At 73.3% G+C, this 15,334-nt stretch carries 18 protein-coding genes; 7 read left to right on the top strand and 11 right to left on the bottom strand.

The annotated features are described in order from the left end of the window. Positions 1-22: 22 nt before the first annotated feature. Genes WIS52_RS04865 through WIS52_RS04850 form a run of 4 tightly spaced genes read right to left on the bottom strand, consistent with a single transcriptional unit; the run spans position 23 to position 4,958 of the window. Positions 23-1,231 (bottom strand): ABC transporter permease, encoded by a 1,209-nt coding sequence (locus tag WIS52_RS04865; RefSeq protein WP_349296889.1) that lies wholly within the window; start codon positions 1,229-1,231, stop codon positions 23-25. Further along, positions 1,228-2,169 carry an ABC transporter ATP-binding protein gene (locus WIS52_RS04860; protein ID WP_349296888.1) on the bottom strand — a complete coding sequence of 314 codons (942 nt, stop codon included), beginning with the start codon at positions 2,167-2,169 and terminating at the stop codon, positions 1,228-1,230. The genes WIS52_RS04865 and WIS52_RS04860 overlap by 4 nt, the downstream gene beginning before the upstream one ends. Before the next feature lie 31 nt (positions 2,170-2,200). After that, entirely contained in the window at positions 2,201-4,279 is a 2,079-nt protein-coding gene (locus WIS52_RS04855) for a histidine kinase (RefSeq protein ID WP_349296887.1), read from the bottom strand. 22 nt (positions 4,280-4,301) lie between these two features. Further along, positions 4,302-4,958: a response regulator transcription factor gene (locus tag WIS52_RS04850; protein WP_349296886.1), complete on the bottom strand. Its 657-nt coding sequence runs from the start codon at positions 4,956-4,958 to the stop codon at positions 4,302-4,304. Between the two features lie 246 nt (positions 4,959-5,204). Between WIS52_RS04850 and efp the strand changes: the two genes are divergently transcribed. The 7 genes from efp to WIS52_RS04815 all read left to right on the top strand — a co-directional run bounded on the left by efp (position 5,205) and on the right by WIS52_RS04815 (position 10,563). After that, positions 5,205-5,765 carry an elongation factor P gene (gene efp / locus WIS52_RS04845; RefSeq protein WP_349296885.1) on the top strand — a complete coding sequence of 187 codons (561 nt, stop codon included), beginning with the start codon at positions 5,205-5,207 and terminating at the stop codon, positions 5,763-5,765. Positions 5,766-5,781: 16 nt separating this feature from the next. After that, complete coding sequence (nusB, locus tag WIS52_RS04840; RefSeq protein ID WP_349296884.1) at positions 5,782-6,201, top strand: transcription antitermination factor NusB; 420 nt, start codon at positions 5,782-5,784, stop codon at positions 6,199-6,201. 372 nt (positions 6,202-6,573) lie between these two features. Beyond that, positions 6,574-7,923 (top strand): ATP-binding protein, encoded by a 1,350-nt coding sequence (locus WIS52_RS04835; RefSeq protein WP_349296883.1) that lies wholly within the window; start codon positions 6,574-6,576, stop codon positions 7,921-7,923. Between the two features lie 8 nt (positions 7,924-7,931). Beyond that, on the top strand, positions 7,932-8,360 hold the full coding sequence (locus WIS52_RS04830; protein WP_349296882.1) for a roadblock/LC7 domain-containing protein: 429 nt from the start codon (positions 7,932-7,934) through the stop codon (positions 8,358-8,360). 17 nt (positions 8,361-8,377) lie between these two features. Further along, entirely contained in the window at positions 8,378-8,728 is a 351-nt protein-coding gene (locus WIS52_RS04825) for a DUF742 domain-containing protein (protein ID WP_379611197.1), read from the top strand. Next, positions 8,703-9,344, top strand: a complete 642-nt coding sequence (locus WIS52_RS04820) for a GTP-binding protein (RefSeq protein ID WP_349296880.1) — start codon at positions 8,703-8,705, stop codon at positions 9,342-9,344. Before WIS52_RS04825 ends, WIS52_RS04820 begins: the two co-directional genes overlap by 26 nt. After that, positions 9,337-10,563, top strand: coding sequence for a styrene monooxygenase/indole monooxygenase family protein (locus tag WIS52_RS04815; protein ID WP_349296879.1), 1,227 nt, complete (start codon positions 9,337-9,339; stop codon positions 10,561-10,563). Before WIS52_RS04820 ends, WIS52_RS04815 begins: the two co-directional genes overlap by 8 nt. Here the strand turns inward: WIS52_RS04815 and WIS52_RS31665 are convergent. The 7 genes from WIS52_RS31665 to WIS52_RS04785 form a co-directional block, all read right to left on the bottom strand. Beyond that, the gene (locus tag WIS52_RS31665) at positions 10,520-11,263 is read right to left on the bottom strand and encodes a TetR-like C-terminal domain-containing protein (protein WP_379611200.1); all 744 of its coding nucleotides are present in this window, start codon (positions 11,261-11,263) and stop codon (positions 10,520-10,522) included. The two genes, WIS52_RS04815 and WIS52_RS31665, sit on opposite strands and share 44 nt — an antisense overlap. Beyond that, on the bottom strand, positions 11,215-11,724 hold the full coding sequence (locus WIS52_RS04810; protein WP_349296878.1) for a hypothetical protein: 510 nt from the start codon (positions 11,722-11,724) through the stop codon (positions 11,215-11,217). The genes WIS52_RS31665 and WIS52_RS04810 overlap by 49 nt, the downstream gene beginning before the upstream one ends. 138 nt (positions 11,725-11,862) lie before the next feature. Further along, a complete protein-coding gene (locus WIS52_RS04805) occupies positions 11,863-12,372 on the bottom strand; it encodes a flavin reductase family protein (protein WP_349296877.1) in 510 nt (169 codons plus the stop codon). After that, positions 12,369-12,776 (bottom strand): hypothetical protein, encoded by a 408-nt coding sequence (locus WIS52_RS04800; RefSeq protein ID WP_349296876.1) that lies wholly within the window; start codon positions 12,774-12,776, stop codon positions 12,369-12,371. The genes WIS52_RS04805 and WIS52_RS04800 overlap by 4 nt, the downstream gene beginning before the upstream one ends. 43 nt (positions 12,777-12,819) lie before the next feature. Then, positions 12,820-13,548 carry an ABC transporter ATP-binding protein gene (locus WIS52_RS04795; RefSeq protein ID WP_349296875.1) on the bottom strand — a complete coding sequence of 243 codons (729 nt, stop codon included), beginning with the start codon at positions 13,546-13,548 and terminating at the stop codon, positions 12,820-12,822. Further along, complete coding sequence (locus WIS52_RS04790; protein ID WP_349296874.1) at positions 13,545-14,312, bottom strand: ABC transporter ATP-binding protein; 768 nt, start codon at positions 14,310-14,312, stop codon at positions 13,545-13,547. The genes WIS52_RS04795 and WIS52_RS04790 overlap by 4 nt, the downstream gene beginning before the upstream one ends. Further along, positions 14,309-15,334, bottom strand: coding sequence for a branched-chain amino acid ABC transporter permease (locus tag WIS52_RS04785; RefSeq protein ID WP_349296873.1), 1,026 nt, complete (start codon positions 15,332-15,334; stop codon positions 14,309-14,311). Before WIS52_RS04785 ends, WIS52_RS04790 begins: the two co-directional genes overlap by 4 nt.

The raw sequence follows: 15,334 nt of genomic DNA, 5'->3' as shown, positions 1-15,334 counted from the left end.
CGGGACACCTGCGTGGCCGGACTCAGCGGCGCCCGAGCACCTCGCGCCACGGCACGGTCGCGCCGATCCGCAGCACCGACCGCTCGTAGATCCGCGCCCCGATCCGGGCGAGCACCGCGACCGCGAGCAGCATCAGCACGACCGTGCCGCCGATCTGGACCAGCGTCGCGCTGCCGTCGGCGATCTTCAACGGCATCAGCATCGCCGGGAACGGCGGGATCCAGGCCAGGACGTTCACGACGGTGTTGTCCGGCGAGCCGATGTACCAGAACGCGATGCCGTACATCGCGAACAGCAGCATCATCAGCGGCCCGGTGGTCGAGTTCATGTCCTCCTGCCGGGACACCATCGACCCGGCGGCCGCGTAGAGGACCGCGAAGAAGGCGTAGCCCAGCACGAACCAGCCCAGCGCGGCGCCGAAGACGCCCACCGCGGTCCCGGTCACCGTCAGCAGCCCGGTCGCGGTACCCGCGGTGATGCCGACGACGCCGTAGAGCCCGAGCTGCACCAGGCCGACCGCGCCGAGGCCGAGGACCTTGCCCAGCAGCAGGTGCAGCGGCCGGATCGTCGCCAGCAGCAGCTCCACGACCCGGCTGGACTTCTCCTCGATCACCCCCATCGCCACGGCCAGCCCGAAGCCCATGATCTGCATGAACATCACCACGAGCACGACGAACGAGATCGCGGTCCGCTGGGCGGCCTCCGGGTCGGCGGGGTCGAGCGCGTCCACGGTGAGCGTCGCCGGAGCGGTGGTGGCGGCCAGCTCGGCCGGGTCGACACCCAGCCCGCTCAGCGCGGTCGCGGTGGCCCGGTCGGCCAGCGCCGCGTCGAGCACCGCGCCGATCGCGGGCCGGACCTCGGAGTCGACGACGGCGACCGCCCCGCCGGCGCCGTCCGGGGTCAGCGCGATGTCGAGGTCGCCGGCCGCCACGGCGTCGCGGCCCGCCTGCGGCGAGTCCAGCGGCCGGACGTCGAGGGGCAGGCCGAGCCGGTCCCCCGCGGTGGTCACCGCGGTCGCCAGCGCCGCGTTCCCGGCGACCCCGACGGTCGGCCGGTCGTCACCGGAACCGCCGAAGACCGAGAAGGCGACCATCCCGCCGGCGATCACCAGCAGCATGATCGCGTTGCTGATCCAGAAGCTCTTCTTCACGACCTGGACGCGGAACTCGCGACGCGCGACCAGGGCGACCGCGCGGTGCGCGGGCAGCGTCGTGCGGATGGAGTCACTCATGCGACGACCTCCCGGTACAGATCGGTCAGCGACGGGGTGGTGACGGTGAACCCGTGGACCGGCCCGGTGGCCAGCGCGGCCGCCAGCACCCGCTGGTCGTCGGCGCCGTCGTCGAGCGAGAGCAGCGTCCGCCCGCCCTCGTGGCCGACCACCTCGACGCCGGGCAGGTGCGAGGCCCAGCCGGGTGCGGCGGCCGGGGCGTGCACCTCGAGCCGGGTTCCGCCGCTGCGGCGCACCTCGCCGACGGTGCCGACGGCACGCATCCGGCCGGCCACGATGATCCCGACGCGGTCGCACAGCCGTTGCACCAGGTCCAGCTGGTGGCTGGAGAACAGCACCGGCACCCCGGCGCGGGCCTTCTCGCGGAGCACCTCGCTCATCACGTCGACGGCGACCGGGTCCAGCCCGGAGAACGGCTCGTCCAGCACGAGCACGGCCGGGTCGTGCACCAGTGCCGCCGCGAGCTGCACGCGCTGCTGGTTGCCCAGGCTCAGCGCGTCGACGGTGTCGCCGAGCCGGGCCTCCACACCGAGCCGCCCGGTCCAGCGGGACACCGCGCGACGGGCGTCGGCGCGGCCGACGCCGTGCAGCTCGGCGAGATAGGTGAGCTGGTCGCCGACCTTCATCCTGGGATACAGCCCGCGTTCCTCGGGCATGTAGCCGATGGTGCGGCGGACGTCGAGGTCCACCGGCCGCCCGCCGAGCCGCACCTCGCCGGAGTCCGCGGCGAGCACCCCCAGCGCGATCCGCATGGTGGTCGACTTCCCGGCGCCGTTGGAGCCGACGAACCCGAAGATCTCGCCGGGCCGCACGTCGAACGAGACGCCGTCGAGCGCGACGGTCGAGCCGTACCGCTTGGTCAGGGCGTCGATCTCCAGCGTCCTGCCGCCCGCCGCGACCGCCGGCGGGGCTGCTCGGGTGATCGGTCCTGCGCTCATCGCGTGCCCCTTTCGTCGGCGGTGTCCGACATTAGGGAACGTGCGGGGTCTCCCGGATCGGCACGGAGGACGAGATGGCCGCCGAGGGGCCCTCGTCCGCGCGGACGAGCGGGCTGCGCGGCAGCACCGCCCGCACCGTCCAGCCGTGCCCGTCACCGGGGCCGGCGTGCAGATCGCCGCCGAGCAGCGCGACCCGCTCGCCCATCCCGACAAGGCCGAGCCCGGACCCGGCGCCGTCCGGGAGGTGCCCGGTGACCGGACCGTCGTCGGTGATCTCGACGACGACGTCGTCGGCGCGGTGCTCGACCCGCACCCGGGTCGGGGTGGGCCCGGCGTGCCGCAGGGTGTTGGTGAGGGCCTCGGTGACGATCCGGCCCGCGAACAGGTCGGCCTCGCCGGGCCGGTCCGGCCGCGCACCGACCACATCGGACACCACCGGGAGCCCGGCGGTCCGCGACGGGGCGACCAGGGCGTCGACGGCGGCGGGAGACAGGTCGGCGCCGCGCGTGTCCGGGGTCAGCGCCGCCAGCTCGGGCAGCGCCTCGTCGACGCGGCGGGCAGCCTCGACGATGTGGGCGAGCGCCTCGGCCCGCTGGGCCGGATCGGCCGCCAGCCGGGCCGCGCCGGCCTGCACGGCGATCGCGGAGACGTGGTGGGCGACGACGTCGTGCAGCTCGCGGGCCACCCGCAGCCGTTCGCGGGCCAGCGCGTCCCGGTCGCCGGCCTCGGCGAGTGCCCGACGACGGGCGTCGGTGTCGAGGCGGTGCCGGCGGACCGCGACACCGGCCGCCCACAGCGGGACGACGGCGAGGAACGACAGCGCGACCAGCGGCGCCGGCTGGCCGAGCTGCGCCCACGCCCCGTGCAGGGTACCGCCGAGGGCCACGGCGCCGGTCGAGACGACGACGGCGATCGCGGACCACCGCACCGGTGCCCGGGTCGCCGCGCCCCACACCAGCAACGTCCAGCCGGCCTCGGCGAACATGTTCGACGCGTCGAGCCCGCCGGCCACGAACGATCCCGCACCGGCGAGGACCAGCGCGGTCAGCGGCGCGGTCCGCCACCAGGCGATGAGCGCGAACTGCACGGCGACCACGACCATCGCCACCGGTGCACCGAACGGCAGCCGCAGCAGGTCGAGGAACCCGTCGATGAGCGGCTGGCCGGTGCCGACCCGGGGCACCCGCGCGAACAACAGCCCGAACAACAGGCCCGGGACGCCGAACGCGGCCAGCGCGGCCACCCCGGCCCGGTCGGGGAGCGGTGGTGTCCCGGCCCGCCGGCGCTCCCGCGGAGCGGGCGGGGGAGCGGGCCGGGCGTCGGGCGGGCCGTCGTCCGAGGGGGCACGCAGGACACCGAGGACGCGGCGCATGGCGGCCAGCACGGACCGGGCCAGGTCGCGGACGGCGCGCAGCTCCGGTTCGGCGCCGTCGCCGGGACCGAGCCGGCCGGCCTGCCGGACCAGCCGGCGCAGCTCGGCGAGCACGCCGCCGCCGATCTCCTCGGCGATCCGGGCGCGCTCGGAGTCCAGCGCGGCGGCCCGCCGCAGCCGGTCGGTCTCGGCACGTTCCCGATCGGCGCGCAGCGCCGCGGTCCGGCTCCACCGCCCGGCCACGGTGGCGATCACCAGCAGCGGCACGACCATGAGCGAGACGCCGGCGACGAGCCCGGTCCGGTCCGCGAGCCCGCCCGGCTCCGGCGACCGCAGCGCGACGGCCGCGAGCATCGCGACCAGGTACGGGCCCGCGACCCAGGCGACCGCCGCAGCCGTGCCGCGTCGCGGGGCCCGCGCGACCGAGAACGCCAGGATCGGCCACACCAGCGCCGCGATCGACGTGAGGGTGGCCAGCGAGACCGACGCCAGCGCGGCGAACCCGAGGTAGGTGGTCAGCGGCCGGTGGCGGCGGACGAGCATCGTCGCCGACATCGCGAGGGTCAGCAGCACGGCGAGCAGCACCGCTGCCGGCCCGGACAGCAGGCCGCCGGCGGCGGGGACGATCCCGAGGACCGTCCCCATCGTCTCCTGCGCGACGAGCAGGAGTGCCAGTGCGGCCAGCGCGAGGTCTCCCGCCCGGCTCCCGGGCAGCGGGCGCGGCCCGCCCGGTGTCACGGGCCCGCCCCACCGAGCAGTGTCACGGGCCCGCCCCCACCAACCCGTGCTCGTAGGCGAATACCACCAGCTGCACCCGGTCGCGCAGGTCCAGCTTGGTCAGCAGGTTCGACACGTGGGTCTTCACCGTCGTGCCGCCGAGCACGAGCCGGTCGGCGATCTCGGCGTTCGACAGGCCCGACGCGACCAGCCCCAGCACCTGCCGCTCGCGCTCGGTCAGCGACCCGGCGGGCCCGGCGTCCGGGGCGGGGTCGGCCGGCACGAACGACCCGACCAGCCGCCGGGTCACCGACGGCGCGAACAGCTCGTGGCCGGCGTGCACCGTGCGCACCGCGACCTGCAGGTCCTCCGGCTCGACGTCCTTGAGCACGAACCCCGAGGCCCCGGCCCGCAGCGCGTCGTAGACGTGCCGGTCCAGGTCGAACGTCGTCACCACCAGCACCCGGATCCCCGGCTCGCGCAGCGCGCGGATCCGGCGGGTGCCCTCGATGCCGTCGGTGCCGGGCATCCGGACGTCCATCAGCACCACGTCCGGGCGCAGCGTCTCCGCGAGCTCGGCCGCCGCGGCCCCGTCGGACGCCTCGCCGACGACCTCGATGTCCGGCGCCGCGGCCAGCACGGTCCGCAGGCCCGCCCGGACGACGGCCTGGTCGTCGGCCACCAGCACCCGCACGGTCATCCACACCCCAGAAGATCTCTCGCGCCCGTCGCGGTCATCCTGGCACGTGAACGGCCCGGGACCGGATCCGGCGGGCCCGCCCGGTACCCTGGTCGCCGGACCTGCGCACCGCTCCCGCGGCGGGTGCGTGTGCCCCGCCGGCGATCCGTCCGTGCCACCCGCCCCCGGGGCGCGGGTGCTGCCGGACCGGCGGGTGGGGCGAGCGAGAGACGAACCGTCAGCGACACCCGATCGGAGAGCGCGCACGTGGCGACCACGAACGACCTGAAGAACGGCCTGGTGCTGAACCTGGACGGCCAGCTGTGGTCGGTGACGTCGTTCCAGCACGTCAAGCCGGGCAAGGGCGGCGCCTTCGTACGCACCACCCTGAAGAACGTCATGTCCGGCAAGGTCGTCGACAAGACCTTCAACGCCGGCACCAAGGTCGAGACCGCGACCGTCGACCGGCGCGACATGACCTACCTGTACCGCGACGGCGCCGACTTCGTGTTCATGGACGGCGACACCTACGAGCAGATCCCGATCTCCGAGGCGGCCGTCGGCGACGCGGCGAAGTACCTGCTGGAGAACGCCTCCGCCCAGGTGTCGCTGCACGAGGGCGAGCCGCTGTTCATCGAGCTCCCGACCTCGGTCGAGCTGGTCATCTCGCACACCGACCCGGGCCTGCAGGGCGACCGCTCCACCGGCGGCACCAAGCCGGCCACCGTGGAGACCGGCGCCGAGATCCAGGTGCCGCTGTTCCTCGAGTCCGGCACCAAGGTCAAGGTCGACACCCGCGACGGCCGGTACCTCGGCCGCGTCAACTAGAGGGACCGGCGAGAACGTGCGAGCCCGCACCAAGGCCCGTAAGCGGGCCCTGGACATCCTGTTCGAGTCCGAGGCGCGCGGCGAGGCACCCCTGACGGTGCTCACCGCGCGTCGCGAGACCGACGACGCACCGCCGGTGCAGGAGTACGCCGCCCGGCTGGTCGAGGGTGTCGCGACCCACCTCGGACGGATCGACCAGCTGATCGCCGAGCACGCTGAGGGCTGGAGCGTCGACCGGATGCCCGCCGTGGACCGTGGCGTGCTCCGGATCGGGGTCTACGAACTGCTGTGGATCGACGACGTCGACGACCCGGTGGCCATCACCGAGGCCGTCGAGCTGGCCCGGATGCTCTCGACCGACGACTCGCCGCGCTACGTCAACGGCGTCCTCGGTCAGATCTCCGACATCGCCGAGCACCTGCGCGCGACGCTGTAGCGCCCCTCCTCGCGACGGCCCGCATCCGCACCCGGATGCGGGCCGTTCGCGTTCCGGTGAATGGCGGGCGGATGTCCGTCTACGACCGCTGGTCGACGCTGATCGGCCGGTCGGCGCACGGGACGACGCGCTCGTGACCCCTGGTGACAGCCCGAAATCACGCTGTGCACACCTTGGGGGAGCCTGCTCGTCACGGGCCGCGGTGGCGCGACCTCCACGAACGCGTCACCGGCCGTGCGAGACCGGTTGCACTCCGTCGACTTCGGACGCGGATTCCGGTCGGTCGACACCTCCGACGGGGCGTGCTTCCATGGCGCCGCTACCGATCATGGATCGATCCGGCACACAAGGTAACGACGGAGGTGGGATCGCATGGCGTCACGAGCCCGTGCTCGTGAGATCCTCGATCGATCACGCGTGATGTTCGGCCGCTCACGGGTCGTGGCGGCCGACCTGCTGGACCCGCAGCGCAGGGCGGTGCCGAAGGCCATCGAGGCGGCCCCGAGTGCTCCCGCCGCGCCCGCGGTCACCACGGCGACGGACGGGGCACTGGTCGAGGTCTGCGCGAGCATCGCGCTGCGGGACCTCAACCTGATCGACACGCTGCTGTCCGACCTGGAGGCGATGGAGCGCGGCGAGGAGGACAGCGCGCGGCTCTCCCAGCTCTACCGGCTCGACCACCTCGCGGCGCGGCTCCGGCGCAACGCCGAGAACCTGCGCGTCCTCGCCGACCGCGACGCCGACGAGGACGGCGGCACCACCATCTCGGTGCTCGACACCGTGCGCGGTGCGATGTCCTCGATCGACCAGTACGCCAAGGTCGGCATCGGGCACATGGTGCCGCTGGGCGTCGCGGGGTTCGGCGCCAACGACCTGAGCCGGGTGCTCGCCGAGCTGCTGGACAACGCGGCCGCGCACTCGCCGCCGGGCTCGGACGTGCGGGTCAGCGCGCACCTCACCGAGCGCGGCAGCGTGCTGATCCGGATCGAGGACGACGGCATCGGCCTCCCGGCCGACCGCCTGGCCGAGCTGAACACCCGGCTCACCAGCGACCAGCCGCTGGACGACGCCGCGGTGCGCCACATGGGACTCGCCGTGGTCCGCCGGCTCGCCGAGCGGCACGGCCTGGGGGTCTCGCTCGACCACCGGGTCCCGCGTGGCACGACGGCCGGCGTCGTCGTCCCGCCGTCGCTGATCACCGACCTGCCCGAGGACACCTGGTCCGGCCGGGCCACGGTCCCCGCCCGCCGCGGCGCGCAGGTGCCCGAGGAGGACGTCCCGGTGCTCGCCGGCGTCAACGGGGTCTCCGCGGGTGCCGGCGGGGCGGCGGCCGAGCTGCCGCGCCGCTCGGCCACCGCTCCGACGCCACGGCTCGCGCCGGAGCCCACGGCCCGGCCGAAGGCCACCGCCCCGCCGAAGGAGACCGCCCCGCCGAAGCCGACGCTGCCGTCGTCGCCCGCCATCGACGGGACCACGGACAGCGGTCTCCCGCGCCGGGTGTCGCGCAGCATCAAGCCCGACACCCCGGACGTCGTCCCGGCCCCGGCCGGCGACGGCGTCGACCTCGCCGGCGCCGATCAGTTCCTGGCCGACCTCGACGGCTTCACCGACGGCGAGGCGGCCGCCAGGGCCCAGGACGACCCGGACGCTCCCACCCCGGGCGCCCCCACTCCGGACGCCCCGGCCCAGGACGCTCCGACCGAGGACGGGGACACGAGGTGAACGCGGAGATGACCTCCTCCCAGGAGGAGTTCGCGTGGCTCGTCAACGAGTTCGTCGGCCGCGTCCACGGCGTCACGCACGCGTTGATCATGTCGTCGGACGGGTTCCCGCTGACCGCGTCGAGCACCGTCGACACCCAGGCGGCCGAGCAGCTCGCGGCGATCGCCAGCGGCCTGCTCAGCCTGTCGCACAACAGCGCCGCCCTGTTCGACAAGGGCTCCTGCGAGCAGATCATGATCAGGATGAGCCACGGCTACTTCCTGTTCATGGGGATCGGCTCGGGCGCCGGCTTCGCGGTGCTCACCGCGGCCGGGTGCGACATGAAGGTCGTCGGCTACGAGATGACCCAGTTCGTCCGCAAGGCCGGACACGTGCTCACGCCCGAGGTCCGCGCCGATCTGCGCCGGGTGCTGTCCGCGCCGCAGGGCGACGCATGACGGCGGAGGGAAGCAGCATGTCACGCAGCCGCAGCCGCCGGATCCGGCCGTACACGCTGACCGGCGGGCGCACCCAGGCCAAGCACGAGCTGCTGGTCGAGGCACTGGTCTCGGTGCCGCGCTACGACCCGGGCCTGTCCGCGACGCTGATGCCGGAGTCGCGGGAGCTCTACGAGAGCGCCCGTGCGCGGGTCTCGATCGCGGAGCTGTCGGTGGCCGTCGCCGCCCCGCTGGGCGTGATCCGGGTGCTGCTCAGCGACCTGGTCGCCCAGGGCGCGGTCTACGTGCACCCGACCGCGCACACCTATCACCATGACCGCGAGATGCTCGGAAGGATCCTCGATGGACTCGAGCGGCTATCGGTCTGAGGGCCGGCCCGCGTCGGTGGAGGACGGTCCCGACGGCCGTCCCACGATCTCCGCGAAGATCGTCGTCGCGGGCGGGTTCAGTGTCGGCAAGACGACCTTCGTCGGTTCGGTCTCGGAGATCCCGCCGCTGAACACCGAGGCGTGGATGACCGAGGCGGGAACCGGGATCGACGAGCCGGTCGAGGCCGGCAAGTCGACGACGACGGTGGCGATGGACTTCGGCCGCATCACCCTGCAGTCGGACCTGTTGCTCTACCTGTTCGGCACCCCGGGGCAGCCCCGGTTCTGGTTCCTCTGGGACGACCTGACCCGCGGCGCGCTGGGCGCGATCGTGCTGGTCGACACCCGTCAGCTGGAGCGCTCGTTCGCGGCGATCAACTACTTCGAGAACGACTCGAAGCTCCCGTTCGTCGTCGCGGTCAACACGTTCCACGGGGAGCTGCACCACGACCTCGCCGACGTCCGCGAGGCGCTGGCGCTGCCCCCGCACATCCCCCTCGTCACCGTCGACGCCCGCGAGCCCGCGTCGACCGTCGGCACACTGCGCCGGCTCGTCACGCACGTGCTGTCGCTCCCAGACCTCTCGATGCCAGGAAAGGTGCGCTCCCATGCCTAAGGTCCTCATCGTCGGCGCGGGCCAGTCCGGCCTCCAGCTCGCGCTGAGCCTGGTGGCGAAGGACTACGACGTCACCGTCATGACCGCGCGCACCCCGGACGAGATCCGCGAGGGCCGGGTCATGTCGACCCAGTGCATGTTCGGCGACGCGCTCGCGATCGAGCGCGGCCGCGAGCTGAACTTCTGGGAGGACGACGCCGTCCGCGTCGAGGGCCTCGGCGTCTCGATCGCGGGCCCGGACTCGAGCCGGGTGATGGACTGGGTCGGCATGCTCGACGAGTACGGCCAGTCCGTCGACCAGCGGGTCAAGATGGCCGGCTGGCTGGAGCTGTTCGAGAAGCGCGGCGGCAAGGTCGTGCTGCACGGTGTCACCACCGCCGACCTGGACCGGCTCACCCCGCTCTACGACCTCGTCGTCGTCGCTGCCGGCAAGGGCGAGCTGGTGCAGCTGTTCGACCGCAACCCCGCGCTCTCGCCGTTCGAGCGGCCGCAGCGCGCGCTGTCCCTGGCCTACGTGCACGGCGTCGACCGGCGTCCGGAGCACCCGGACTTCTCCGCCGTCCGGTTCAACATCATCCCGGGCGTCGGCGAGCTGTTCGTGATCCCGGCGTACACGCTGTCCGGGAACTGCGAGATCCTCTTCTTCGAGGGTGTGCCGGGCGGCCCGCTGGACTGCTGGAGCGACCGGCCCGGTCCGCAGGAGCACCTCGAGCGCATGCTCGGACTCATCCGCGAGTACCTGCCGTGGGAGTACGAGCGGGCGAAGAACGCGACGCTCACCGACCCGCTCGCCACCCTGACCGGCGGCTACACGCCGATGGTGCGCAACCCGGTCGGCACGCTCCCGTCCGGCGGCCGGGTGCTGGGCATGGCCGACGTCGTCGTGGCCAACGACCCGATCACCGGCCAGGGGTCGAACAACGCCGCCAAGTGCGCCGAGACGTACTACCGGTCCATCGTGGAGCACGGTGACGCCCCGTTCGACGCCGCGTGGATGGAGTCCACCTTCCACACGTACTGGGACTACGCGCAGCACGTCACCGACTGGACGAACGCGCTGCTCGGCCCGCCGCCGGAGCACGTCCTGAAGATCCTCGGGACGGCGCAGGAGAACGACGTCGTCGCGCGGCGCTTCGCCAACGGCTTCAGCGACCCGTCGGACTTCCGGCACTGGTTCATGGACCCGGCGAAGACCGACCGCTACCTCGCCGGAGTCTGACCCATCCCGAGTCCGACCGCGCCCCCGTCCGTTGCGGATGGGGGTGCCGTCGTCCCCGCCGACCGCGCGGCGCGACACATGCCATGGCCCGGAGCCTGCGGTCGGCGAACTCGATCAGCCACTCGAAGCTCTCGTCCACATCGGTCCCGAGCTGGAAACCGGACGCGGACTGGATCGAGGCGAACCCATGGAACAGGCTGCGCACAGTCCGCATCGCGTGCACCTGCTGTTCCGCAGCGATGTCGTAGCTGCGTAAGGCGGCCAAGTAGTCGAGCTGCCGGCCGGCCGCCGTCGCGACCGGGTCGTCCGGGCCCCCACGGGTACGCCGGTCGTCGCGACGAAGCGACCCGCGCGGGCCACCGCGTAGTCGTGGTGGGCCCGCATCCCTGCGTCGAGGGCGTCCCGGCCGGAGCGCCCGCGGATCGCCTCGCCGACCCGGTCCGCGACCTCGTTCGAGACCAGCACGGCGATGCCCCGGCGTAGCTCGTGCCGGCTCGCGACGTGCTTGTACAACGACGGCGTGCGGACCTCGAGCCGCTGGGCGAGGTCGCTCATCGACATGGCGTCGAGACCGATCTCGTCGGCCAGCGCGGCCCCGCCCGCGACGACGGCCGCGGTGTCCCGGATCAGGACCGCGCGGCGCCGCAGCGCTCAGGACGGCACGGCCAGCCCGCGCTCGTCGTGCTCGACGTCGGGCCACGGCCGCCGCATGTCCTCCAGCCCGCGGTCGATCCAGCTTCCGATCACCGCGATCCCGGCGCGCAACTCCCTCAGCGCGTCGTCGTGGTCGCCGTCGATCCCGGCCTCGCGCAGCAACGGCCCGGCGTCGGCCAGCCGGCGGCGCATCCACCCGGCCGGATCGTGGCTGAGATCGGCGTCGAAGACCCGGTCGTCGGGCTCACCGCCGGTCATCGCGGGGTGCCAGTGGATCCGGTCACGCGCGTCCGGACGGGACTCCAGTAGGTCGAACCGGCAGAAGGCCGGACCGGCGGCCCAGCCCGTGGAGGCGTAGACGCTGCCCGCCGCCGTCGCCGGTTCGACCATCCGCAGCTCGATCCGCAGTCCGCGTTCGCGCACGTCCGGCCCGGTCTCGGCAGGGTCCTGGAAGTCGATCTCCTCCCCGGTCACCGCGATGCTCCCGAACATCCATACTCGCTGCACGCCACTCCGCTCCTCGACCGCTCGCCTCGCCGGACCCCGTCATTCTGGTCGGAGTGTGCCCATCTCGGGCGGGCCGTCCCGGTGTACCGCACCGGGCCTCGGCGTCCAGGCCCGACCGACGGTCGCCCGAGTCCGGCGTCAGTCCGCCGTGACTCCGCCCGCGTCGAGGGCGCGGTGCGTACCGAACGACCGCCGGTGGTAGACGAGTGGCTCCGCCGGCCGGCTGCCGGCTCCGACGACGCGCCCGAGCACGATCGTGTGGTCCCCGCCGAGCACGAGATCGACCACGTCGCAGGCCAGCCAGCCGGAGGTGCCCGCCAGGCGCGGGAGCCCGTGACACCGCTCCCAGTCGACGCCGGAGAACTTCTCCGCGCCCTTGCCGGCGAAGCGTGTCGCCAGTCCGGCGTGGACGCTCGCGAGCACGTTGATCCCGACGAGCCGGGTGCGCCGCACGATGTGCAGGAGGTCCGAGCGTTCGTCGAGAGCGACCATGACCATCGGGGGTTGCCGGGACAGGGAGGCGAAGGCACTGACGGTCGTCCCGTGCGGCCGGTCCCCGTCGAAGGCCGTGACCACGGCGACCGGCGTACATACACCTCCCATCACCTCGACGAAGGTGTCCTCCACGGGCCCCGTGGGCGCGGTCATCTCTCCGCCCGTCCCGTCGATGCGGCCTGGGCCTCGATCAGCTCGATCGCGCGGGCCCAGAGCACGCCGGGGCCGTCCCCGACGATCAGTGCCGGCGATCGGGCCGCCCGCAGAGCAGCCGTGCCACGCGGACAGGCGAACACCACGCGCGGCCGGCGGCGGACGATGTCGGCGGCCGCCTCGGCGACCGCGGAGTCCGCCTCGGGTATCCCGACGACCAGGGCACCGTTGCCCAGCAGCTGGGCGGCGCGGACGGAGACCTCGGTCTCCTCGCCCAGGTCGGTCATGAAGACGACGACGCCGCAGTCCGGCCCGAGGCGGTACCGGCGTAGCCCTGCGGCGAGCAGGCCGGCCCGCTCCTCGACCCTGCCGGTGGTACGACGTGGCGGTGCCGATGTGGTCACGGACCGCTCCTCTCCTGACTCGTGGGATGCCGTCGCCGCCACATCACGACCCCTCGGCCGCGGACGCGACGGACAGGTGCCGGTGCTGGAGTTCCGGGGACGCCGCGAAGTCGTCCGCGGAACCCTCGTGACCCAGCCGGCCACCGTCCAGGACGAAGACCCGGGAGGAGAGGCGGAGCACGAGCTGCAGGTTCTGTTCTGCGAGCAGCACCGAGACCCCGAATTTCTCGGGCAACGCCGCGATCGAGGCCTCGAGCTGCTGGACCACGAGCGGAGCCAGTCCCTCGGTCGGCTCGTCGAGCAGCAGGAGCCGAGGCGTGCCGGCGAGCGCCCGGGCGATCGCGACGGCCTGCTGCTCCCCTCCGGAGAGCTGGAAGCCCTCGCGGTCGACCAGCCGCTCGAGCAGCGGGACGGCGTCGATCAGCCGATCGAGGTCGAGCGGGGTCCGCGCCGCCCGCGCGGCCAGCATGAGGTTCTCCCGGACACTCAGGCCCGGGAAGATCCGCCGGTCCGGCGGCACCCAGGCGATCCCGAGACGAGCGATCCGTTCGGTCGGGAGCCCACTGATGTCGGCTCCGTCGAAGGTCACCGTCCCGCTGACCTGGGCGTCCAGCCCCATGATCGCCTTGAAGGTGGTGCTCTTGCCCGCGCCGTTGCGCCCGAGGAGCCCGACGATCTCACCGGAGCTCACGTCGAGGTCGACGCCGAACAGGGCCTGCGCGGACCCGTACCAGGCTCGCAGCCCGCCGACGTCGAGGATCGTCGGAGTCACCGGTCCACCGTCCCGAGGTAGAGCTCCCGCGTCTCGGGAGCGGCTTCGACTTCGGCCGGGGTTCCTTCGACGAGGACCTCCCCCTGGCCCATCAGCACCACCCGGTCACTCACCGAGAACACGACGTCCATGTCGTGTGCGGTGAGCACGACGGCCAGCTCGGGGTTCTCGCCCTTGATCCTGCGCAGTTGGTCGACGGTCCGGCGGATGTCGTCGACGGACATGCCGGCGGTGGGCTCGTCGAGCAGCAGCAGCCGGGGCTGCTGCAGCATCGCCATCGCAAGCTCGAGCCGTTTGCGGTCACCCTGGGCGAGGTTCTCGGCCAGGGTGTCGGCCAGCGTGGCCAGGCCCATCCGTTCGAGCGTGGCCTCCACATCCTGCCGGCACGTGCCCGCGGAACCGCGGACGTCCCAGAACGCCAGCGAGGTGCCGCCCGTGGCGGTGTGGGCGACGACGAGGTTCTCTCGGACGGTGCGGGACCCGAAGAACGACGCCACCTGGAACGTGCGGCTCATCCCGGCCCGCGCGCGTCGCGTGGCCGACCACCGGGTCACGGTCCGGCCCCGGAACTCGACGGCTCCCTCGTCCGGCCGGTGCTCGCCGGCGCACACCCCGAACAGGGTCGACTTGCCGGCCCCGTTCGGTCCGATGATCGACACCGTTTCCCCCGCCGTGACCTCGAACGAGGCCCCGCGCACGGCCGGCGGGCCACCGAACGACTTGACGATCCCCGTCGCGCGCAGCACGACACCCTGGTCGCTCACGATGTCCCCCTCCGTCGTCCCGCGAGTACGTCGCGTGCCTTCGTCGCCGCGCCCGCGAGCCCCTCCGGAAGGAGCAGGACGACGATCAGCAGGCCCAGTCCGAAATAGAGTTCCGGGGTGGCCGAGGTGTCCATCAGCGACCAGCTGACGACGGTGAAGAGCACGGCTCCGACGGCCGGGCCCCAGAAGGTGGCGACCCCGCCGATCAGGCACATGATCACGACCTCGCCGGAGACGACCCACGACATGACCTCCGGGCTGGCGATGCCCTGCAGCTGCACGAACAGGGCACCGGCAAGACCGCCGAGCAGGGCCGCGACACCGGTGGCCGTGATGCGCATCATCCGCACGTCGAGACCGAGCGCGGCGGCGCGGCGCGGGTCGTCCCGAACCGCCGTCAGCCCGACGCCCCAGGACGAATGGCGGGCCCGGCGGATCCCGACCGAGACGATCGCGACGATCGCGACCGTGTAGACCCAGAATGCGCCGTCGGAGAAGAGCGACTGTCCGAAGATCGTCCCCCGGGGGATGCCGGGCAGGCCGTTCTCGCCGCCGAACGCCGGCACGCGGTAGAGCAGCAGGAACAGGATCTGCCCGAAGACCAGGGTGAGCATGGTGAACTCGACGCCGGTCACCCGGGTGGCGGCCACGCTGAACAGCAGACCGAGCAGCGCCGCGACTCCGGCTCCGGCGACCAGCGCGAGCAGCGGGGGCAGCCCGGCCGGCGCGAGCAGCGCCACCGTGTACGCGCCGGCACCGAAGTACGCGGCCTGCCCGAACGAGACCATCCCGGTCCAGCCGAGCTGGATGCTGGTGCCCAACGCGAACAGGGCGTAGATCACGGCCGTGGTGGCCAGGAACAACGTCGAACCGCCGAGGGCGGCGTAACCGGCGACGCCGACGACCAGCCACACCAGGAGCGTCCGCACCGACGGCGGTACCCGGCCCACGAGCCGGGATCCGGTCGACCCGCCGGGGCCGGTGGCCGCGGCGGGCCGGGTAGGTGCGATGACTGGGGACAT

Origin of the sequence: Pseudonocardia nematodicida, from assembly GCF_040105385.1 — a bacterium.
In the GTDB taxonomy this organism is placed as follows: domain Bacteria; phylum Actinomycetota; class Actinomycetes; order Mycobacteriales; family Pseudonocardiaceae; genus Pseudonocardia; species Pseudonocardia nematodicida.
Note: the sequence above shows the minus strand (reverse complement) of the source record. Positions and strands in the feature narration are given on the sequence as shown.

Bases quoted from the DNA above. Each gene is read 5' to 3' on its own strand.
- WIS52_RS04865 (WP_349296889.1), bottom strand. From the start codon at position 1,231: ATGAGTGACTCCATCCGCACGACGCTGCCCGCGCACCGCGCGGTCGCC.
- WIS52_RS04860 (WP_349296888.1), bottom strand. From the start codon at position 2,169: ATGAGCGCAGGACCGATCACCCGAGCAGCCCCGCCGGCGGTCGCGGCG.
- WIS52_RS04850 (WP_349296886.1), bottom strand. From the start codon at position 4,958: ATGACCGTGCGGGTGCTGGTGGCCGACGACCAGGCCGTCGTCCGGGCG.
- WIS52_RS04835 (WP_349296883.1), top strand. From the start codon at position 6,574: ATGGCGTCACGAGCCCGTGCTCGTGAGATCCTCGATCGATCACGCGTG.
- WIS52_RS04830 (WP_349296882.1), top strand. From the start codon at position 7,932: ATGACCTCCTCCCAGGAGGAGTTCGCGTGGCTCGTCAACGAGTTCGTC.
- WIS52_RS04825 (WP_379611197.1), top strand. From the start codon at position 8,378: ATGTCACGCAGCCGCAGCCGCCGGATCCGGCCGTACACGCTGACCGGC.
- WIS52_RS04820 (WP_349296880.1), top strand. From the start codon at position 8,703: ATGGACTCGAGCGGCTATCGGTCTGAGGGCCGGCCCGCGTCGGTGGAG.
- WIS52_RS04815 (WP_349296879.1), top strand. From the start codon at position 9,337: ATGCCTAAGGTCCTCATCGTCGGCGCGGGCCAGTCCGGCCTCCAGCTC.
- WIS52_RS04805 (WP_349296877.1), bottom strand. From the start codon at position 12,372: ATGACCGCGCCCACGGGGCCCGTGGAGGACACCTTCGTCGAGGTGATG.
- WIS52_RS04785 (WP_349296873.1), bottom strand. From the start codon at position 15,334: ATGTCCCCAGTCATCGCACCTACCCGGCCCGCCGCGGCCACCGGCCCC.